At 70.1% G+C, this 20,341-nt stretch carries 17 protein-coding genes; 6 read left to right on the top strand and 11 right to left on the bottom strand.

Annotated features, from left to right (window positions below; all coding sequences use genetic code 11):
- Positions 1 to 2: 2 nt before the first annotated feature.
- Positions 3 to 890, bottom strand: coding sequence for a helix-turn-helix domain-containing protein (locus tag IE226_RS26745; protein WP_190083948.1), 888 nt, complete (start codon positions 888 to 890; stop codon positions 3 to 5).
- Between the two features lie 326 nt (positions 891 to 1,216).
- Between IE226_RS26745 and IE226_RS26740 the strand changes: the two genes are divergently transcribed.
- Positions 1,217 to 1,633, top strand: coding sequence for an ATP-binding protein (locus tag IE226_RS26740; protein ID WP_190083947.1), 417 nt, complete (start codon positions 1,217 to 1,219; stop codon positions 1,631 to 1,633).
- Here the strand turns inward: IE226_RS26740 and IE226_RS26735 are convergent.
- Positions 1,618 to 4,848 carry an NACHT domain-containing protein gene (locus IE226_RS26735; protein WP_190083946.1) on the bottom strand — a complete coding sequence of 1,077 codons (3,231 nt, stop codon included), beginning with the start codon at positions 4,846 to 4,848 and terminating at the stop codon, positions 1,618 to 1,620. The genes IE226_RS26740 and IE226_RS26735 overlap by 16 nt on opposite strands.
- 494 nt (positions 4,849 to 5,342) lie before the next feature.
- Here IE226_RS26735 and IE226_RS26730 point away from each other — a divergent pair, with 494 nt between their 5' ends.
- The gene (locus tag IE226_RS26730; RefSeq protein WP_190083945.1) at positions 5,343 to 6,023 is read left to right on the top strand and encodes a M23 family metallopeptidase; all 681 of its coding nucleotides are present in this window, start codon (positions 5,343 to 5,345) and stop codon (positions 6,021 to 6,023) included.
- 11 nt (positions 6,024 to 6,034) lie between these two features.
- Here the strand turns inward: IE226_RS26730 and IE226_RS26725 are convergent, their stop codons facing one another.
- Positions 6,035 to 6,610, bottom strand: coding sequence for a TetR/AcrR family transcriptional regulator (locus tag IE226_RS26725; protein ID WP_190083944.1), 576 nt, complete (start codon positions 6,608 to 6,610; stop codon positions 6,035 to 6,037).
- Positions 6,611 to 6,776: 166 nt separating this feature from the next.
- Between IE226_RS26725 and IE226_RS26720 the strand changes: the two genes are divergently transcribed.
- Positions 6,777 to 8,423, top strand: coding sequence for an MDR family MFS transporter (locus tag IE226_RS26720; RefSeq protein WP_190083943.1), 1,647 nt, complete (start codon positions 6,777 to 6,779; stop codon positions 8,421 to 8,423).
- A 127-nt stretch (positions 8,424 to 8,550) separates the two neighbouring features.
- On the opposite strand, the gene cseC is transcribed toward IE226_RS26720, so the two are convergent.
- The 5 genes from cseC to IE226_RS26695 form a co-directional block, all read right to left on the bottom strand.
- Positions 8,551 to 9,924: a two-component system sensor histidine kinase CseC gene (cseC, locus tag IE226_RS26715; protein WP_190083942.1), complete on the bottom strand. Its 1,374-nt coding sequence runs from the start codon at positions 9,922 to 9,924 to the stop codon at positions 8,551 to 8,553.
- 117 nt (positions 9,925 to 10,041) lie between these two features.
- Entirely contained in the window at positions 10,042 to 10,755 is a 714-nt protein-coding gene (gene cseB, locus IE226_RS26710; RefSeq protein WP_190083941.1) for a two-component system response regulator CseB, read from the bottom strand.
- Positions 10,756 to 10,773: 18 nt separating this feature from the next.
- A complete protein-coding gene (locus IE226_RS26705; RefSeq protein WP_229871560.1) occupies positions 10,774 to 11,427 on the bottom strand; it encodes a hypothetical protein in 654 nt (217 codons plus the stop codon).
- Complete coding sequence (locus tag IE226_RS26700) at positions 11,415 to 11,963, bottom strand: SigE family RNA polymerase sigma factor (RefSeq protein WP_190083940.1); 549 nt, start codon at positions 11,961 to 11,963, stop codon at positions 11,415 to 11,417. The genes IE226_RS26705 and IE226_RS26700 overlap by 13 nt, the downstream gene beginning before the upstream one ends.
- A gap of 170 nt (positions 11,964 to 12,133) precedes the next feature.
- A complete protein-coding gene (locus IE226_RS26695; protein ID WP_308429538.1) occupies positions 12,134 to 13,075 on the bottom strand; it encodes an HhH-GPD family protein in 942 nt (313 codons plus the stop codon).
- A 480-nt stretch (positions 13,076 to 13,555) separates the two neighbouring features.
- Between IE226_RS26695 and IE226_RS26690 the strand changes: the two genes are divergently transcribed.
- Both IE226_RS26690 and IE226_RS26685 read left to right on the top strand, forming a co-directional pair.
- Positions 13,556 to 15,181, top strand: a complete 1,626-nt coding sequence (locus IE226_RS26690; RefSeq protein WP_190083939.1) for an ATP-binding protein — start codon at positions 13,556 to 13,558, stop codon at positions 15,179 to 15,181.
- 5 nt (positions 15,182 to 15,186) lie between these two features.
- Positions 15,187 to 15,840 carry a response regulator transcription factor gene (locus IE226_RS26685; RefSeq protein WP_190083938.1) on the top strand — a complete coding sequence of 218 codons (654 nt, stop codon included), beginning with the start codon at positions 15,187 to 15,189 and terminating at the stop codon, positions 15,838 to 15,840.
- Between the two features lie 45 nt (positions 15,841 to 15,885).
- Here IE226_RS26685 and IE226_RS26680 read toward each other — a convergent pair whose 3' ends face one another.
- Positions 15,886 to 16,548, bottom strand: coding sequence for a phosphatase PAP2 family protein (locus IE226_RS26680; RefSeq protein ID WP_190083937.1), 663 nt, complete (start codon positions 16,546 to 16,548; stop codon positions 15,886 to 15,888).
- A 184-nt stretch (positions 16,549 to 16,732) separates the two neighbouring features.
- Here IE226_RS26680 and IE226_RS26675 point away from each other — a divergent pair, with 184 nt between their 5' ends.
- A complete protein-coding gene (locus IE226_RS26675; protein WP_190083936.1) occupies positions 16,733 to 17,566 on the top strand; it encodes a hypothetical protein in 834 nt (277 codons plus the stop codon).
- A gap of 107 nt (positions 17,567 to 17,673) precedes the next feature.
- On the opposite strand, the gene disA is transcribed toward IE226_RS26675, so the two are convergent.
- Positions 17,674 to 18,798: a DNA integrity scanning diadenylate cyclase DisA gene (gene disA, locus IE226_RS26670; protein ID WP_190083935.1), complete on the bottom strand. Its 1,125-nt coding sequence runs from the start codon at positions 18,796 to 18,798 to the stop codon at positions 17,674 to 17,676.
- A 79-nt stretch (positions 18,799 to 18,877) separates the two neighbouring features.
- Positions 18,878 to 20,287, bottom strand: coding sequence for a DNA repair protein RadA (radA, locus tag IE226_RS26665; RefSeq protein ID WP_190083934.1), 1,410 nt, complete (start codon positions 20,285 to 20,287; stop codon positions 18,878 to 18,880).
- Positions 20,288 to 20,341 lie beyond the last annotated feature (54 nt).

Raw genomic sequence — 20,341 nt, 5'->3', positions numbered from 1 at the left:
TCCTAGAAGGTGTAGAGGACGTGATGGATGAGCCCCCAGGAGTCCCGTTGCTCGTGACTTCCTGGTGGGCCATCGTCCGTTACTGGCGGGAGCGAGTTGCGCTTGAGGGAGTCGAAGGTGCTTCGGTATCGGGCGATGGACTCGCCGTCACCCAGCAGGAGAGGCTCGGCGGGGTGTTCCAGGAAGACCGTCTCCAGTCCCGGTACCTCTGAGCCGAGGATCAGGAGAGGGGTACCGAACCAGGCGCGGGCCCCTGCGTCGAACGGCAGAACCTGGATGGTCGTGCGGGGACGCTGAGCAGCACGTACCAGGTGAGACAGTTGGCCCCGCATGACCGCCGGGCCGCCAACGGTAATGCGCAGGGCGGCTTCATGGATGACCGCGTGGAGGGTGGTGGAGGAGTCGTCCGCCAGGATTTGCTGGCGGGCGCGGCGGTAGCTGACGAGCGTCTCGATCTCTGCGGGGGAGGCGCCCGGACGGGAGCTGTAGAAGAGGGCTCGCATGTAGGCCTCGGTCTGGAGCAGCCCAGGGATGAGGAGAGTCTCGTAGCTCTGGATGCCCGCCGCGCGAAACTCCAACTCGGCCAGGTCAAGGTTGTGTTGGGGGAGGGCCTTGCGGAACTCGGTCCACCAGCCTTTGCCGTCACTCTCCGACAGCGCTGCGAGTGCCTCCGAGTAGGGCTCAGATCTGACGTTGTATGTGCGCAGAAGCGCAGTGAGGCGATCGGCGGCGATCGCTGTCCGAGCGGCTTCGATGTGGCTGAGGTGTGCCGCGCCCATCCCGATCTGGGCGCTGGCGGCGTTCACTGACAGCCCTGCCGACTCACGTAGTTTGCGGAGCTCGGAACCGAGTCTCTTCTGCCGTTCCGTGATGTGAGTGCGCAGCGCCATGCGGGCCTTCCTGGTGGTCTGGCCACAGTTTGCCGCTACTGGTTGGGCGGGGTCTAGCAACTGCCCTGATTTGGTTGCAGATCTGAGCCTACATTCGCTACTTTAAGTGCGGCGACGCTCACACGCTGATGGTGGAAGCCTCGCTGTCGACGCAGCACACCCTGCCTGACCGCAGAAGCGCACTGCCCGATCCAACTCGCCGTGCCGGACGGCGACTTGTTCGCGAGGGGCAGTAGGCCACTGCGGCCGGGCGATCAGCAGGGCAGCAGGCGAATCACCGTCACAGCGAAACTCCGCGCCTTGGAGGCGTCTCAATGGGCGTAACCATGCATGACTCCGGAGACTCCGTATGCGGACCCGGACCCGAACTCCCGCAGACCTACACCTTGTTCTCCCCGGCCAACGCCAGCTCCCCGAAGATCTGCCGCGACTTCGTACGCAACGCGCTGATCACCCTGGGGCTCGATCACCTCGCCGAAACCGCCGCGCTCTGCACCTCGGAGCTGGTGACCAACGTCCACCAGCACACGAAGGGTGGCGACGTGCACTTGAGAGCGGCGGTCGCCACGACGCACGTACGCGTCGCCGTGTACGACGGGAGCCCCCAGCTGCCCTCGCCGCGGCGAGCTCCCGCCGAGGACGAAGGCGGGCGGGGGCTGTTTCTCGTGACCGCGCTGTCGGACGTCTGCGGCATGACTCCCACCGGGAGCGGTAAAGGCGTGTGGTTTCAGCTCAATCGGTGATCATCCGGCGGGGCCACGGGGCGAGGGAAGGACGGGGCGACGGAGCGCCCGTCGACCGTCAGCGCCACGGAGTCGGGCAGTTGGGTGGCGTCGAGCGCGTCAAGCGCCTGCGCCTGCGCCACCGTCACCCGCTCAAGACGAGCGTGCGCACGTAGTGGAGTGAGGTCGAGCGTCCGCGGCGGCTCGTACAGGTGCAGGTGGGTCATCGAGGGGAACGCCGCGACCGCGTCCCGCAGGTCGCACTCGGCGCGGCGGGCCATGACCGAGAGCTGGCTCACCTCTTCCAGCCGCACTCCGGTGGCCGCGAGGCCTGCCAGCTCCCGCGCGCTCAGACTCAGATAGGCCAAGTGATTCAGGTCCGCGACCGCCCGCCAGTCCTCTTCGGAGATCGGGGCTTCCAGCTCCAGGCCCAGTTGGGTCAGCGACGCCTTGAAGTCTCTGAGGCCGGTGAGGCCGATGGTGTTCTTGGGCGGGAAGACGCACTCCAGTGGGGCTTCGCGCGGTATGAGATCGAGGACCGGCCACGTGTATTCCGACCGTGCGCTGACCATCCTGAGCTGGTCGAACTCCCGCAGGGGGCTGAGATCTTGCAGCAGCGGGAGCTCGAAGAGCACCAGATAGTTCAGGTGCAGGCCTGCTACCGGAGCGAGGGAGTCGATGCCGGAGCAGGATCTCAGACTGAGGAAGCGCAGGTCCCTGAATCGGCCGACGAAGTCCAAGTTGTCGATCACGGCATTGTCGGTGAGCGTGAGGCTATCCAGTCGGCTCTCACTCAGGGCTTTCGTGATCTGGCCTGCCGTGAAATCGCCCATGAGATCGACTCGTCCGTGGCCACCCATGCCGCACAGCGCGGAGAGTTCGGCCGTGGAATGGACGGTGATCGTCGTGGTGGTCGTGGAGCGGAGATGACTGATGATCTCCCGGCCGTAGGTCTCCGTATCGAACCGGTTCCAGTGAGCCCCGAGCTGCGACCGGACGGTCGTGCTCTCGTGATCCCTGTACTTCACCAGGCAAGGCAGCGCCGCGTCCCCGCCGATCTCCGCCGCCGTACTGACCACGTAGGCGGCTTCCATTTCCTCCGGCGCGCCCTCCGGCCCTGGCAGCAACTCCAAGACAATCGGTCCGAGTTCCGCCAGCTTCCGGGCCTCCGGATAACTCCGCGGCGGAATCAGCTCCCCCGCCCGCCGCTCCACCTCCCCCCGCACCCCGGGGTCCAGTTTCGCCGCGTGTTCCAGGCAGGCCATCGCCAGCAGATGCAGTCGTACGCGGTGCTCCGGCTCCTCGTCGCCGCGCTTCATGACGCCCCGCAGCAGGCCCACCCGCTCGTCCGGGCGGGCGTGCGCGACCGCCATGCGTACGACGTCCTCCCACTGGTCGAGATGCGCGTGCCGGAGCAGGAGATCGAAGTCGCGTTCCTCCACCGCCGCCCGCGCGCCGAGGTAGTCCTGGAAGGTGCGGTGCACGAAGTCCACCGCTCCCGGGCCCGGTTCGCGCAGCAGCCCCGACCGTACGAGCAGGTGGCGCAGGATGTCCTCGGCCCCGCCCTGTTCGGCCACGTACGGCATGGACGGGAGCAGCCGCTCGATCTGGTGCACGGCGTCCGCGTGGTCCATCTCCGCGCGGCCGTTGCGGATGAGCCAGTACGCGAGCTTCTGGAGCAGCTCGACCTGGGACTCCTCGTCCAGCTCGACGGCCATGTCGCGTTCGCGGTCCCGGCGTTCCAGGAGCATGGAGAGCGCCGCGTCGTAGAGCGCCTTCCTGCCGCGCGGGAGGAAGCCGCGGCGCTCGCGGTGCAGGGCGCAGATCAGGGCGCACATCAAAGGGTTCGTGGCCAGGCGGCCGAGGTCCTGTTTGGTGCGTACGGCGTCCAGGAGCTTCTCGCCCATGGCCGCGTCCGCTCCGGCGGCCTCGTGCCAGCGGCGGATGAAGGTCGTGATGTTCTCGCGGCTCATGGTGGAGAGCGCGAGGTCGGTGAAGTCCTCGCTGCCGAGCCACTCCTCGCGTACGGCCGAAGGGCGTGACGTGACCAGCCAGAGGTTGCCGGGGTAGGCGGTGAGGAGGTCGGAGAGCCAGCGCCGGGTGCGTTCGCGTTCCTCCTCGGGGACCTCGTCGATGCCGTCGATCAGTACGAGGCCGCGGCCGGCGGACAGGACGCGGTCCGTCCAGGCGGCGGGCTGGGCACCGGCGAGTGGATTGCCGACCGCGGCGAGGAAGTCAGCGGGAGTGGGCAGGCAAGCGCCGCCGCGCGTGAGGGTGCGCAGGGGGAGGACGTAGGGCACGCGTCCGATGAGGTGGGCGAGGTCGTCCGTGAGCCGGTCCTGGCGGGCGGTGGTGACCGCGAGCCACTGCACGAGGGTGGTCTTGCCGGAACCGGCGGAGCCGCGCAGCAGGACTCGCTCGGCCTCCGCGAACACTCCCTCGACGGGGGAGAGGGCCCGAGTGCCGGGCAGGGGCATCCCCTCTGGGCTCCCTGTTGCGTAGGTGCCCTCGGGGGCGGGCAGGCGGTCCGCGCTGCGGGATGCGTGGAGGCTCAGATAGGCGGTGTCCAGGGGCCAGTCGCGGCACTCGGCGAGGTCGATGCCGTAGATCGTGAGGCGGCTGTACTTCTTCGCCACGTACGCCAGATACCGCTGCTCGAAAGCCACGTCCTGCGCCCCCGGCAGCGGGCTCCGGGCGATGAGTGCGTCCACCTTGGCGATCAGCTCGGCCTGCTTGCGGCTCTGCTCCACCAGGGTGCGGGCCACGAAGGCCGATCGCTGCGTGAAGAACTGCAGGATGTGCAGGCACGTCGTGTCGAGGAGGCGGTCGTAGAAGTACGTCGCGTCCGCCGAGAGGTCGCGGGACGGGGAGCCGGACGCGGACCGGAGCCTGGCGGCCAAAGCGGTGTGGCCCAGTTCGACCGCCTCTACGTCGCTCAGGGACAGGTCTCCCAGCGCGTGCAGCGTGCGGGCCAGGGCGTCCGTGACTGCCTGACGCTCCTCGGCGGCGATCGGCCGCTCGCCCGTGCGTAACGCCTGGTGGACCAGGTCCCCGGCCAGCGCGGTGAGGTCCTTCTCCGTCAGGGTTCGCTTCTCGCCCCGGAAGGAGACCAGGCCCGCAAGGCGCACCGGCTTGTCCAGCAGCCCCGCGCCCGGCCCCTCCCGTACGAACAGTTTCTTGATCAAGGGGGCTGCGACGCCCGAGGCGAGTCGGGCGCCTATGACCGCGGGATCCATGCGCCGCAGCGTAGTGCCGGTCACATCGCGGAGGTTGTGGATCTCGGAGGCCGGTGACATGACGCACAGGCGTTATGTCCGGTACTAGGCGGAATAGTGGGGGCGCGCGGCCGGGGGGTCGGGACCTTTGGCACGCAGCCCCCGGGACCTTGGGGGCGTCGGGAGGGGTCGGTCGCCGGACGTGCCAGTGCTGGCCGGAGATGCCCTTTGGAAGTGGGGTTAAACGTGGTTGCGGGCAGCAATTCCGGCAAGTGGTTGAAGGGGTAATTGTCGGGATTTGTCAGTGTCAAGAGGTCGAAAGAGGGGCGGTTCGCTACGGCTTTAGGTAGTAGATGGGGTGTTTGAGCAGCGGCCGGGGGGCGGGTTACCAAGGTGAGGCCCCGGCGGAAACGCAGCGAAGCGTGTGCCGGGTCCCCCTGTGTCCCAGTCCCACGTGCCACGCAGCGACAGCGGCGGTGTCACGTACACGCTCCCCATCCCGGAGGTCATCCGCCATGTCGAAGCGCGCCACGTCCACCCAGTCCGGCCTGTCCCTGCTCCGCACGCGGTCGGCCGTCATCACCGTCGCCGCCGCCGGGCTCGGCGCCTCGGCCGTTCTCGGTACCGGGATCGCCGCCGCCGCCGACGCCAAGAGCGGCGCGCTGCCCGGCGTCTCCGCGAACTCGGTCTCGGCTCAGGCCGACGCGCAGGCCAAGGCCGCGAGCAAGGCCAAGCAGGCCGCGGCCAAGGCCAAGCAGGCCGCCGCCAAGAAGGCCGCGGGCTGGCAGGACCCGGTCGACAAGTACACGCTCTCCGCGTCCTTCGGGCTCGGCGGCAACATGTGGTCCAGCAAGCACTCCGGCCAGGACTTCGCCGTGTCGATCGGCACGTCCGTCGAGGCCGTGCACAACGGCACCGTCGTCAAGGCCGGCGGCAACGGCGCCGGTGACGGTCCCGCGTACGGCAACGCCATCGTGATCAAGCACGACAACGGCACCTTCTCGCAGTACGCGCACCTGTCGAAGATCGACGTGCGCGTCGGCCAGAGTGTCGGCACCGGCCAGCACATCGCCGCCTCCGGCAACACCGGAAACTCCAGCGGCCCGCACCTGCACTTCGAGATCCGTACGACCCCGAACTACGGCTCGGCGGTCGACCCGGTCGCGTTCCTGCGCTCCAACGGTGTCACCGTCTGACCCGGTAGCCCCTAGGCGCCTTCGTGCGCCTGTGTCACCAGATCGATGGCGACCTCGAGGATGGCCTTGCGCTTCTCCTCGGGGTCGCCTTCGACGTCCTTGAGCACGAACATCCCGCCGTGCATCGTGAACAGCGCGCTGAAGCAGCGCACCTGCGTCGTCATCGGCGTACCCGGCTCCCTGAGGATGTCGAGCAGGCCGAGCATGCGGTCCTTGAAGGTCTCGCCCGTCTTCAGGTCCCGCATCGTCGCCTGGTTCTCCTGCATGAAGCGGAAGAGCGGCGCCGCTCCCTTGAGGATCTCGCTGTAGCGGGTCAGGATCGTCCGCTTCGTCTCCAGCGTGCGCGGCTGCTCCCTGCCCCACTCCATCAGCTCGTCGATGGGCCGGGTCATGTCCTCGAAGATGCTGGTGAGGATGTCTTCCTTGGTCTTGAAGTGGTAGTAGAGCGCGGCCTTCGTGACGTCCAGATGTTCCGCGATCTCGCGCAGTGACGTCTTCTCGTACCCCTGCTCGGCGAAGAGTTCGAGGGCCACGTCCTGGATGCGCTGGCGGGTGTCCCCGCGGCGCTGCTGCTTGCCCGTGACCATCTCTTGCTCCCTGGCTCCCTCGACTCGAATCCTTGGACCCGATTTTACTTACTTGACGCCCGGCTAGTTGGGGGTCTAGTTTCCCCCAGTGTAGTCAGCTTGCCGGTCGGCAAGTAAGTGGCGGCGGACAGCAATACGCAGTCGGGGTATCCGGGGAGTGGGGAACATGGCCGAGACAGAGACAAAGCCCGGGGAGAAGGCAGGGGAGAAGGGTAAGGAAGCGCCTCAGCCGCGCAGCGTGCGCGTCGTGATGATGGCGCTGATGGTGACCATCCTGCTCGCGATGCTCGACAACATGATCGTGAGCCCCGCGATGCCGACGATCGTCGGTGACCTCGGCGGCATGGAGCACCTGTCGTGGGTCGTCACCGCGTACATGCTCGCGACCGCCGCCTCGACCCCGATCTGGGGCAAGCTCGGCGACATGTACGGGCGCAAGGGCGTCTTCCTCACCTCCATAGTGATCTTCCTGCTCGGTTCCGTGCTCAGCGGAATGGCGCAGGACATGGGCCAGCTGATCGGCTTCCGTGCCGTACAGGGACTCGGCGCCGGCGGTCTGATGGTCGGCGTCATGGCGATCATCGGTGAGCTGGTCACGCCGCGGGAGCGCGGCAAGTACATGGGCATGATGACCGGCGTCATGGCGGTGGCCATGATCGGCGGACCGCTCGTCGGCGGCACCATCACCGACCACCTCGGCTGGCGCTGGGCCTTCTACATCAACCTGCCGCTCGGCGCCGTCGCGCTCGCCATGGTCACGGCCGTCCTTCACCTGCCGAAGAAGAAGGCGGAGGGGCGCATCGACTACCTCGGTGCGGCGCTCCTGACCGTGGGCATCAGCTCGCTCGTGCTCGTCACCACGTGGGGCGGTACGGAGTACGCCTGGACCTCGACCGTGATCATGGAGCTCATCGCGATCGGCGTCGTCGCCCTCATCGGCTTCGTCATCGTGCAGAAGAAGGCCGCCGAACCGATCCTGCCGCTGCACATCTTCCGCAGCCTCAACTTCACGCTGATGTCGGTGATCGGCTTCCTCACCGGGTTCGTGATGTTCGGCGCGATGCTGTTCCTGCCGCTCTACCAGCAGGCGGTGCAGGGCGCCTCGGCCACCAACTCCGGGCTGCTGCTCCTTCCGATGCTGCTCTCGATGATGGTCGTCTCGTTCTTCTCGGGGCGGTTCACCACCTCCACCGGCAAGTACAAGATCTTCCCGATCGCCGGCACCGTACTGATGGTCCTCGGCCTTTTCCTGCTGGCGCAGATGGACACCGACACGTCGCGGTTCACCTCGGGCCTCTACATGGCGGTGCTCGGCGCGGGCATGGGCTGCCTGATGCAGATCACCATGCTGGTGGCGCAGAACAGCGTCGAGATGAAGGACATGGGCGTCGCGTCGTCCTCGGCCACGCTCTTCCGTACGCTCGGTTCGTCGTTCGGCGTCGCGATCATGGGGGCGCTCTTCAACAGCCGGGTCGAGGACACGATGGCCTCGCGCGCCGGGGAGCTCGGCGGCAAGGTCACCGAGCAGTCGGCGCAGCTGGACGCGGACAGCCTGGCGCGGCTGGCGGCGCCCGTGCGGGACGCGTATCAGCACGCTGTTTCCGCCGGTACGCACTCGGCGTTCCTGCTGGGGGCGGTCATCGGGGTGGCGGCGCTGGTCGCGGCGCTGTTCGTGAAGGAGGTTCCGCTGCGGGGGGCGGCACCGAAGGACTCCGAGCCCAAGGACTCCGGCTCCGGGGACGAGAAGCCGGCCGGGGACGCGGCCGGGGACGCCGCTCCCGGGGCGCGGGAAGCGGTTGCAGAGGCTGTCTGAACTGCGATCCACCCGGCTGTGAACGGGTCCCGGTGCCTTGACGGCGCCGGGGCCCGCTGTCGTTTGTATCTACGTACAGGCGCGTTGTGGCTTGTCGCGCGGTTTCCCGCGCCCCTTTGGGGCGCTTCTACTTGTCCGGCAGCCGCAGGATCGGGAAGCTGCCCGTGTTCGTCGGAGCGTGTTCCGGCAGCCAGAGGACCGCCACCGCGCCCTCCGCCGGGTCATCGGGCCCGGCCCCCGCGGGCGCCACGTTGCGGAACGTGAGCCGCGCGCCGAGCACCCTCGCCTGACCCGCGGCGATCGTCAGACCCAGACCGTGCCCGACCCCCGCCCGGTCCGTGCTGCCGGTGCGGAAACGGCTCGGCCCCTCCGCGAGAAGCCCCGCGGGGAAACCGGGCCCGTGGTCGCGGACCCGCACCACACGGCCCTCGACGCTGACCTCGACCGGCGGCTTCCCGTGCTTGGCCGCGTTGGCGAGGAGGTTGCCGAGGATGCGCTCCAGGCGGCGCGGGTCGGTGGTGACCTCCGACTCGTGCACCACCGTCACGCTCACCTCGGAGTTGAGCACCGCGACTCGCCGCGTCACGAACTCGCCGAGCATCAGGTCCTGCAACTCGGCCCGCTCGGCCGCGCTGTCCAGGCGGGCCACTTCCAGTACGTCCTCGACGAGCGTGCGCATCGCCTGCGCCCGGTCCCTGACCAGCTCCGTCGGCCGGCCGGGCGGCAGCAGCTCGGCCGCCGTGAGCAGGCCCGTCACCGGCGTACGCAGCTCGTGCGCGATGTCGGCCGTGACCCGCCGTTCGGCTTCGAGACGCTGCTTGAGCGCGTCCGCCATCGCGTCCACCGAGCGCGCCAGATCGTCGGTCTCATCGCGTACGACGCCGCCGATGGCGTCTCGTACGCTGACGTCCGTCTGCCCCCGGGCGACCTCCTGCGCCGCGGTCGCCGCCTTGCGCAGGCGCCGCGAGAGCTGGCCGCCGATGAGCACGCCGAGCGCGCAGCCGCCGAAGACCACCGAGATGGAGCCGATGACCAGGGCCTGGTCGAGGTCCCGCATGACGGTCGTGCTGCGGTCGGTGAAGCGGGTGTGCAGCGACAAGATGTGGCCGTCGCTCAGCGGCACCGCCGCCCAGATGTCCGGCACACCGCCCTCGTGGTCCTCCACGTACGTCGCACGCCGCCCGGCGAGCACCTTCGTGAGGAGCTCCTTGGGCATCGAAGGATCGTCGATCTTCATGCCGAACTGCGACGTGCGCCCGGACGTCTCGTAGATCCGCTGGGCGTAGAGAATCCGCTCGTCCTGTACGTCGCGCGCGTTGTCGAGCATCGAGACGCGCGCCGCGTTGTGCACGACCAGGCTCAGCGCGATCGCGACGAGCGCTCCGACGAGCGCGATCGCCGCGCTGATCTTCCAGCGCACGCCGGTGCGCAGGCGGGAGCCGAACGCCGTGCGCAGGCGGGCGCGCACCGCGGCGGGCGCGGCCACCGTCCTCCTGCTCATATATGTCCCCCGAGATGCGCTGTTCAGGTCAGCCACGCCGTTCAGACCGGACGCGCTGTTCAGGCCGGCCACACGGTTCGCTTCAGCCACGCCGTTCGCTTCAGCCACGCCGGCGGCTCACGCCTTGAGTTTGTAGCCGAAGCCGCGGACCGTCTCGATGCGGTCCTGGCCGACCTTCGTACGAAGCCGCTGCACATGGACGTCGACGACACGGGTGTCGCCGCCCCAGCCGTAGTCCCACACCCGCTCCAGGAGCTTGTCGCGGGAGAGGACCGTGCCGGGCGCGGACGAGAATTCGAGGAGCAGGCGCATCTCGGTGGGCGTCAGCGCGACCGGATCGCCGCCCCTGCGGACCTCCATGCCCTCCGTGTCGATCTCCAGATCGCCGAAGTGCAGGACGCCGCCGTCCGGCGAGCCGCCCTCACCGGCGGCGGGCGCCCCCGACTCGGGACCGCTCGCGTGGCCGAAACGGCGAAGGACGGCGCGGATCCTGGCCACCAGAACCGCGCCGTCGAAGGGCTTGGTCACGTAGTCGTCGGCCCCCGCCTCCAGGCCGAGCACCACATCGATGGAGTCGGCACGCGCCGAGAGCATGATCACCGGAACCGTCGACTCGTCGCGGATGCGGCGGCACAGCGAGACGCCGTCCAGGCCCGGCACCATCACGTCGAGCAGCGCGATGTCCGGCCGGTCGGCGCGGAACGCCTCAAGGCCCCGCAGGCCGTCGGGCATCGCGGTGACGACGAACCCGTCCCGTTCGAGCGCGAGCTGCGTCGCCTCGCGGATAACGTCGTCATCCTCGACGAACAGGACATGGGTGTGCTCTGCCATCGGGGGCTTCCAGTTCTCTCAGTTCTCGGTCGGAGCGGGGGCATCACTGCCCGCCGCGCTGCTGTAGTGATTGCGGATGCGGTCCGTCTCCCTGAAGTGGTTCGCCGCCCACTCGTACGTGATGACGACCTCGCCCGAGGGATACGACACCGGATCGTCCTCCGCGTACAGCTGCTTGGTGACCACCAGATCGCCGCGGTCGATCTCCGCGTAGACGGGCGGCTCCTCGTCCTGGAAGACATTCTCGTACTTCTTGCCCTCGGTGCGATACACGTACGTGCTCGTACCGACCGCATCGCCGCAGGTCATGATGTTCACGACGACATCGGAGGCAGATCCTCCGGTCAGGTTTCCGTACGAGACGTCGACCGGGTACTCGTCGGCGACGCAGGGCTTCAGGTCGCGCTTGACCGTCCGGCTCACCTTCGGGTCGCCCTTGACGAGCTTCACCGCTTCGAGGGTGGAGGGCGGCGAGGGCGCGGACTCCGCGGAGGGCGTCGGGGACGGCGACGGGGTCATCACCGTCTCGCCCCGGTTGCCGGGGCCCTCGTCCCTCGCGCCGGAACCGCCGGTCGAGCAGGCGGTGAGCAAAAGGGCGACGGCGGCGAGCGCGGTACCTGCCGCACTCCCCGCCTTGATCGTCCTGCCAGCCCGGGGGCCTAGGCCGCGCAACGCTCCCGCTCCTCACGTTCGAGCGCGCCGGTGGCGGGCTCCTCGCGGTCGCGGCTCTCCAGCTCCTGGCGGAGCCGGGCGAGCGCCCGGTGCAGGGTGCTCTTGACCGTTCCCGCGGACATGCCGAGTGCCGCGGCCGTCTCCTCCGTGGACATCTGCTCCCAGTGTCGCAGCACGACGACGCTGCGCTGCTTGGGTGCGAGGACCTTCATGATGTCCATCAGGAGGGCACGGTCCGCATGCTGTTCCGTGGAGTCTTCCACGGACGCGTCGGGCAGCTGCTCGGTGGGGACCTCTTCGAGCTTGCGGGCCCGCCACCACTCCGTACGCGTGTTGATCATGACGCGGCGCAGATAGGCGTCCGCGAGCCGCTTGTCGGCTATGCCGTCCCAGCGGCCGTACGTCCGCACGAGCGCCGTCTGGAGCAGGTCCTGGGCGTCGACGGGGTCGGGGACCAGGCGCCGGGCACTGCGCAGCAGGGCGTCCTGCCGAGTGCGGACGTACTCTTCGAACTCGAGCACCTCACCGTGCGCCATACCCAACCGCCTCCGTTCACCGACTACCGCTGCTTGTGCGGTACGGCTATGAAGCTACGGAGGCGTTGTCACGAGGCTGTGCGGAGCAGCCAGCGGCGGGCGCACGGCCTTCCGTCGGTTGTGTAACAGAAGTAGGCGGGACGTAAAGGCGAGGTCCCGCCGGCCCCCGGCTAGGTCAGGGGCAGGCGGTACAGCCCCTCGGGGAGAGGCTCGACAAGGCCGTCCGCGACCAGTCCGTCGAGGGCGCGGGCCCGCTGCACGGGCTCGTCCCACACCCGGTCGAGGGTCGCCTGCGGCACGGGGGCCACGGCCTCCCTCAGCACCGCGAGCAGCTTGCCGCGGACCTGGCGGTCCGTGCCCGCGTACGTCTGTCCCCGGCGGGCCGGCCCCTGATGCGCCGGCTTGCCGGCCGCCTGCCACGCGCACTGCTGTGCGATGGGGCAGCGGGCGCAGTTCTCGTTCTTGGCGGTGCAGACGAGGGCGCCGAGCTCCATGGAGGCGGCGGCCCAGCGGGACGCGGTGCGTTCGTCCTCGGGCAGGAGGGCGCGGGCGAGCTTGCGCTCGGCGGCGGTGGTGGCGTTCGGGGGGTACTGGACGCCGGTCACGGCACGGGCGAAGACACGACGGACGTTCGTGTCGAGGACGGCGTGCCGCTGGCCGTACGCGAAGGACGCGACGGCCGCGGCGGTGTACTCGCCGATGCCGGGCAGCGCGAGGAGCTGCGCGTGCTTGGCGGGTACGTCGCCGCCGTGCCGTTCCGTTATGGCGACGGCGGCGCCGTGCAGCCGCAGGGCGCGGCGGGGGTAGCCGAGGCGTCCCCAGGCGCGGACCGCTTCGCCGGGGGCCTCCTTGGCGAGGTCGGCGGGGCGGGGCCAGCGGGCGATCCACTGCTCGTACACGGGCAGGACGCGGCTTACGGGCGTCTGCTGCAGCATGAACTCACTGACCATCACGCCCCAGGGCCCGGCGTCGGCCCGACGCCACGGCAGATCACGGGCGTTGGCGTCGAACCAGGCGATGACGGGGCTGTGCAGGGCCTCGCCGGCGGGCTCGGGGCGGTCTGACATCGGCGTCGGGGGCATGGGCGGCATGGGCTTCGTGGGCGCAGTCATGGCAAGACGATCCTGCCACGGGGTCACCGGACGCCGGGCCAGGCGGGGCCCTCTCCCCCCGGTTTCGCCCGCCTGGACGGGCCCACCCAACACCTTCCGGCCCACCTCTACCACCCCAAACCCCCACGCGCGCCGCCCGCAATATTCGCCTGTCCCTCGGCCGCCTGGTGCCCGCGCATCCCACCCGCCCTACGCGCCTGAAGCACCCGCCCGCCCCGCCTCCCACCCGCGCTACTCGCCTGCCGGCCCCAAGCAGCCGCGCCGCCCCACGCGCCCTTCGTTTGTCCCCGCCGCCCCACCCACCCGCTTGTTCGGCAAGGTGGTGTTGCAGGGGGATCGGGCGGGTGGGTGGGAGAGCTTGTTCGGTCAGGGTGGACGCGGGGTGATCGGGCGGGTGGGTGGGAGAGAAGGCGGCCCAAGGGCCAAGGACCTTACGATCGACAGGGGCGAGCACCGCGGGACGAAAAGTAACGTCACGGCGTGAAAAGCAGCCGAGGACAAGACACCCTCCTCTGGGCAGCACTGTCCCTCCCCGCGCTGACGGCGGACCGTATAGGCCTGAACGAACCCCGCCCCGCCTGGCAACAGGCAGCGGGAATCGCCGCCCTGGGCCTGGCCGCAGCCACCTGGCGCCGCCACCCCCCAGCAGCCTTCGCAGCGGCCGCGGGCCCGGGCCTGGCCGCAGCCCCCTCCCTGTTCACGCTCTCGTACGGCCCCGCCCTGGCCACGTTCGCGCTGCTCATGGGGCGCAAAGCCACCCGCATCCGCCCCGCACTCCTAGCCTTCGGCGCAACCGCCCTCCTCGGCACGGCCAAGATCCTCGTACGCGGGGTCGACCCCGTGGTGGAGTGGCTGGTCCTCATGGGCACGCTGCTCTTCGGCGCCGTCTTCCCGTGGCTGGCGGGCCGCTACCTCCGCCAGGGCAAGGAACTGTCCGCCGCCGGCTGGTCCCGCGCCGCCCAGCTGGAGCGCGAGCAGCGCATCGTCGCCGACCGGGCCCGGCTCCGGGAACGGGCCAGGATCGCCCAGGACATGCACGACTCCCTCGGACACGAGCTGAGCCTCATCGCGGTACGGGCCGGCGCCCTCCAGGTCGCCCCCGACCTGCCGGAACGGCACCGCAGCGCCGCCGCGGACCTGCGCGCCGCCGCGTCCGACGCCACGGACCGGCTGCACGAGATCATCGGGCTGCTGAGGGAAGAGGGAGACGAGGCCGCCCCGCTCGCCCCGGCGGGCGAGAGCGTGCGGGCCCTGGTCGAACGGGCCGCCGACTCGGGCCTGCCGGTCAAGTACGCGGAGAGCGGCGAGGGGGGTCACGCGAAACCGGCCGCCGTAACGGAAGAACACGGCCGAGTGGCCTACCGCGTCGTCCAGGAAGCCCTGACCAACGCCGCCAAGCACGCCCCCGGCGCCCCCGTCACCGTCGAGGTCCGACCGGCCGCCGTCATCGTCACCAATGGGGTAGCAACCGGCATGGGTCCGGGGCCCGGCGCCGGTTCCGGCCTCGTAGGCCTGCGGGCCCGCGTCGAAGACCTCGGCGGCACCCTCGACGCCGGACCGCACGGCGACGGCTTCCGGGTCGTCGCACGGCTCCCCGCGGCGGGCGAGAACCACTCCCCGGCCGCGTCCGCCCCCACGTCTCCGTCTGCCCCCACGCCCGCCCCCGCAGGGGCTCGAATCGCACACGCGCGGCGCCACACCGTACTGGCCTTCGGCGCCGCCCTGGCCACCGGAGTGCTCCTCGTGGGCGGCGCCTTCGCCTGGTACGCGTACTCCAGATCGCAGGCCGTACTCGAACCCGCCGACTACGCCCGTCTCGAGATCGGCCAGCCACAGTCCGACGCCGAACGGCTCCTGCCCGCCAGAGCCGCGACCGACCCGCCCGAGGACCGCGCCCCGACCCCGCCCCCCGAAGGCGCGGACTGCCGCTACTACCGCGCGAGTGCTGAACTCTTCGTCAGCGTCGAGCACTTCAGGATCTGCCTCAAGGACGGCACGGTCGTGGAGAAGAGCGTGATCCCCAAAGCCGGAATCAACGGCAAAGCCCAGCCGCCCAAGAAGCACGAGCACGAGCACGAGCACGCGCACGAGAAGGAGAAGGAGTGAGAGCGGTGATCCGCGTACTGCTGGCCGACGACGAGGCGATGATCCGCGCGGGTGTCCGCGCCATCCTCGGCGCGGGCGAGGACATCGAGGTCGTCGCGGAGGCCGGCGACGGCCGGGAGGCGATCTCGCTCGCGCAGGCCCACCGCCCGGACGTCGCGCTGCTCGACATCCGCATGCCCGGCCTCGACGGCCTGGCGGCGGGCGAGGAGATCGTACGGACGCTGCCCGGCACCGCGGTCGCGATGCTGACGACCTTCTCCGAGGACGCGTACGTCGCACGGGCCCTGAGCGGCGGAGCCACCGGATTCCTGCTGAAGTCCGGCGACCCGCACGAACTCATCGCGGGCGTACGCGCGGTGGCCGGCGGCGCCGCCTTCCTCTCGCCCAAGGTGGCCCGCCACGTCATCGAGGGCTACGGCGCCCAGCGCACGGTCCGGGGCGCCGACGCCCGCACCCGCACCGCGGCTCTCACCCCGCGCGAGCGCGAAGTCCTCGGCCTGGTCGGCGAAGGGCTCTCCAACCCGGAGATCGCCGCCCGGCTCCACCTGGTCGAAGGCACGGTGAAGGCGTACGTGAGCGCGGTCCTCGACCGGCTCGGGGTCAAGAACCGCGTCCAGGCGGCAATCGTCGCCTACGAGGCGGGACTTGTACGGCACTGAAGCTCCACCGCGCCCCGCCAGTCACATCCCCTCAGCTGCATCCCCTCAGCGCCGATGCGACGCGGGCCGCCGATGTGACGTCACCGCCTGCGGCGTCGGCGTCGGGCTCCCCGGCCCCGCGAACCACCTGACGACGCCCGTCGACGAACCCCGCATCGCCTCGCCGACCCGCGCCACGGGGCGAGTTGCCGCCCGTACGAGGACGAGGGCGAGCACGGCGCCGAGGAGCAGACCCACGCCCACGTCATGCGGATAGTGCACGCCCACGAAGACCCGCGAGAACGCCATGAGCACGGCCATCGGCAGCGTGAGCGCCGCGATCCGCGGCCAGGCGAGCGCGAGACCGACCGCCGCAGCGCCCGCGATCGTCGAGTGGTTGCTGGGGAAGGACCAGTCGCCGTACGCCGGGCACTCGACGATGGAGGTGACGGCTCCGGCGACGGCCCGGCAAGGGCGCTCCTCGTCGACCGCCGATTTGAGCGTCTCGCTGCACACGTACGCCACCGCCGTGACGAGCGGTGCGAGAACAGCTATCGCGAGGGCGCGGGGGTCGTCGCGCCGTGCACGCCACCAGGCGACGATGAAGAGCACGCCGAAAAGCAGCAGTCCGAGCTCCGTCCACACCTCCGCGAGATGCTGGAACCAGGTAGGGGTGTCGTGGGCGAAGTCGGTGACATCGCGATAGAGATCGTCGGTCATGGTGTCCATGATTACGGACGGTACGCAGTGGGTCCGAATCGTCACACCCGGCGATCGTCCGGTCACAGCCCCTGCCGAAAGACAGGGGCCGGTAAGCGGAGCCGTTCATTCCGTGATGATGATCGTGAAACTTTGTGGCTCCGAGCGGCGGGTGGGGCAGGACAAGCGGCGGAACTCTCGTAAGGTTTGGGCCGTGGGATCACTGCGCAATCCGGTCGGGCCGCTTCCCTCCACCATCTACTGGCGTCGGAGGGCCGTTCTGCTGTCCTTGATCGGGCTGTTGGCGCTCCTGATCGTGTGGGTGCTCACGATGGGGGGCGGGGGCGGGAAGAACGGCGCCGACGGCCCGTCGGGCTCCGGCCCGGCCACGTCCATCACACCGGGCCCTTCCGGTTCCGGGCCTGCCATCAGTCAAAACCCCGGCGGACGCGACGAGTCGGGCGACGGGGACGACGGGGACGGCTCCGGTTCCGGGTCCGGTGACTCGGGCGGCGGCTCCGGTGATTCCGGGGGGTCGGACGGCTCGGGTGACTCGGGCGCAGGCGGCGGCGACGGCAGCGGCCCGGGAGACGACGCCAAGGGCGGCGGCGGTGCGGGCGGACAGCTGCCGGCCGGGTCGAGCGTCCCCAACTGCGTGAGCGGCGACGTGAAGTTGAAGCTGCGCAGCATCCACAACCGGTACGAGGTCGGTCAGAAGCCGAAGTTCGAACTCGTCGCCAAGAACAGCGCGGGCAAGGCCTGCAAGGTGGACCTCGGCGGCAAGAAGACGGTCCTCACGATCACACGGGCCGAAAACGACAAGGAGATCTGGTCCTCGGCGGACTGCCCCGAGGGCGACGGAAGCCTGTTGCTGCGGGTGCCGGGCGAGGGAAGCGTCACGCACACCGTGGAGTGGAACCGGCGCGGCAGCGAGCCGCGGTGCGCGACGCCTTCGGCGGGAAGCGCGGAGCCGGGGACGTACCTCGTAGAGGCCAAGGCCCCCGGCCTGAAGCCGGTCCAGGCATCGTTCGTACTCGAAGAGGCCTGACGGGTCTGACGGGCCTGGCGGCGGCCCTGAGCGGTTTCGGGGTGATCGAGTGACCGGACGGTCGGGCGGGTGGGCGGGAAGAAACACCACCCACCCGGCAGCACCTGCTAGACGTACCGCTCCAGGATCGAGGACTCCGCGAGCCGCGAAAGCCCCTCCCGGACGCTGCGCGCCCGCGCCTCGCCCACCCCGTCCACGGTCTGCAGATCGTCGACGCTCGCGGCGAGCAGCTTCTGCAGGCCGCCGAAGTGCTCGACCAGGCGGTCGATGATCGCGCCGGGCAGCCGCGGCACCTTCGCGAGGAGGCGGAAGCCCCGCGGGGAGACCGCGGAGTCCAGCGCCTCCGGAGAGCCGGTGTACCCCAGCGCCCGTGCCACGGTGGGCAGTTCGAGGAGCTCGGCGTGCGAGAGCGCGTCCAGCTCGAAGAGCGCCTCCTCGACCGTGCGGGAACGCTTCGCCGTCGGCTCGGGGACATAGTCCCGTACGACCAGTTCGCGCTCGGGCTCGACGCCGGCGATCAACTCGTCCAGTTGCAGGGCGAGAAGACGGCCGTCCGTGCCCAACTCCACCACGTACTCGGCGATCTCGGTGGCGATGCGGCGCACCATCTCCAGGCGCTGGGCGACCGCGGTGACATCGCGGACGGTCACCAGGTCCTCGATCTCAAGGGCGGAGAGCGTGCCCGCCACCTCGTCGAGGCGGAGTTTGTAGCGCTCGAGAGTCGCGAGGGCCTGGTTCGCGCGGGACAGGATCGCCGCCGAGTCCTCCAGGACCTTGCGCTGCCCGTCCACGTAGAGCGCGATGAGGCGCATGGACTGGGAGACGGAGACGATGGGGAAGCCCACCTGCTTGGACACGCGGTCCGCGGTGCGGTGCCGGGTGCCCGTCTCCTCGGTGGGGATCGTCGGGTCCGGGACGAGCTGCACGCCCGCCCGCAGGATCTTGGTGATGTCCTTGTCGACGACGATGCCGCCGTCGAGCTTGCACAGCTCGCGCAGCCGCGTCGCCGTGAACTCGACGTCCAGGATGAATCCGCCCGTACACATCGATTCGACGGTCTTGTCCCAGCCGAGGACGATGAGCCCTCCGGTGTTGCCACGGAGGATGCGCTCAAGTCCGTCGCGCAGGCCTGTGCCGGGCGCGACCGCGCTCAGGGAGGCGCGCATCAGCCCGTCCGCACCGGAGCTTCCACCGGACTTGCCGGGAGCTGACGCCCGGTCGTTGGCTGCCACTGCACTCCTCGGGTCGCGGGTTGTCCAAGCCCCGGTCCGCACGACTGCTTCGTACGGATGGGCGAGACCAGGGCAAAGTCTACCGGCGCTCTTCGTCCTCCCGTGGGGCCTCTCTGCGACGCGACCTCGGAAGGACTCGCAGCGCGTCCCCCATGTCGGCGACTTCGGTGACCTTCATACCGGCCGGTACCTTGCCCGGATCGGCCGGTACGAGGGCGTGCGTGAAGCCCAGGCGGTGTGCCTCGGCCAGTCTGCGCTGGACGCCCGTGACCCTTCTGACCTCGCCCGCGAGCCCCACTTCGCCGATCGCGACGAGATTTTTCGGCAGCGGGGTGTCGCTCGCCGCGCTGGCCAGGGCGAGGGCGACCGCGAGGTCGGCGGCCGGCTCGGTGAGCTTCACGCCGCCGACCGTCGCGCTGTAGATGTCGCGCTTGCCGAGCGCGGTGATGCGCCCGCGCTGCTCCAGGACGGCCAGCATCATCGAGACGCGGGAGGTCTCGAGGCCGGACGTGGTGCGGCGGGGGGAGGGGATCTGGGAGTCGACGGTGAGGGCCTGGACCTCGGCCACCAGGGGGCGGCGGCCTTCGAGCGTGACCGTCAGGCAGGTGCCGGGGACGGCTTCCGTACGGCGGGTGAGGAAGAGGCCGCTGGGGTCGGCGAGACCGGTGATGCCCTCGTCGTGCAGTTCGAAGCAGCCGACCTCGTCCGTCGTCCCGTAACGGTTCTTGACGCCGCGGACGAGACGCAGGCGCGCGTGGCGGTCGCCCTCGAAGGACAGGACGACGTCCACGAGGTGTTCCAGGAGGCGGGGTCCCGCGATCGCGCCGTCCTTGGTGACGTGGCCGACCAGGAGCGTGGACATGCCGCGCTCCTTGGAGGCGCGGATCAGGGCGCCCGCCACCTCGCGTACCTGGGCCATGCCGCCCGGCGCCCCGTCGATCTCCGGGGAAGCGATCGTCTGCACCGAGTCCAGGATCAGAAGGGCCGGCTTCACCGCGTCCAAGTGTCCGAGGACGGCGGCCAGATCGGTCTCCGCCGCGAGGTAGAGATGGTCGTCGATGGCCTTGATGCGGTCGGCGCGCAGCCGGACCTGGCTCGCCGACTCCTCGCCGGTCACATAGAGCGTGCGCAGCTCTTCGCTCGCCGACTTCGCCGCGACGTCCAGGAGCAGCGTCGACTTGCCGACGCCCGGCTCGCCCGCGAGGAGCACCACGGCACCGGGGACGAGGCCGCCGCCGAGGACGCGGTCGAACTCGGGCACTCCGGTGGAGCGTGCGGTGGCCTGGCGGCCGTCGACCTCGCCGATGGGCAGGGCGGAGGAGGTGACGCGGCCGGGGGCGGTGGTGCGGACCGCGGGCGCCCCGTACTCCTCGACCGTCCCCCAGGCCTGGCACTCGGGGCAGCGGCCGAGCCATTTGGCCGTCTGCCAACCGCACTCGGTGCAGCGGTAGGACGGCCGGTCTTTACCGGACTTCGTGCGGGCAGCCATGAACCGAACCGTAGCGGGCAGGACTGACAGTGCCGCACGCGAGCCATATCGCGG

The sequence above is a fragment of the Streptomyces longisporoflavus genome, from assembly GCF_014649775.1.
GTDB lineage: Bacteria > Actinomycetota > Actinomycetes > Streptomycetales > Streptomycetaceae > Streptomyces > Streptomyces longisporoflavus.
The sequence above is the reverse complement of the archived record's forward strand: the minus strand, read 5'-3'. Positions and strand labels throughout refer to the sequence as shown.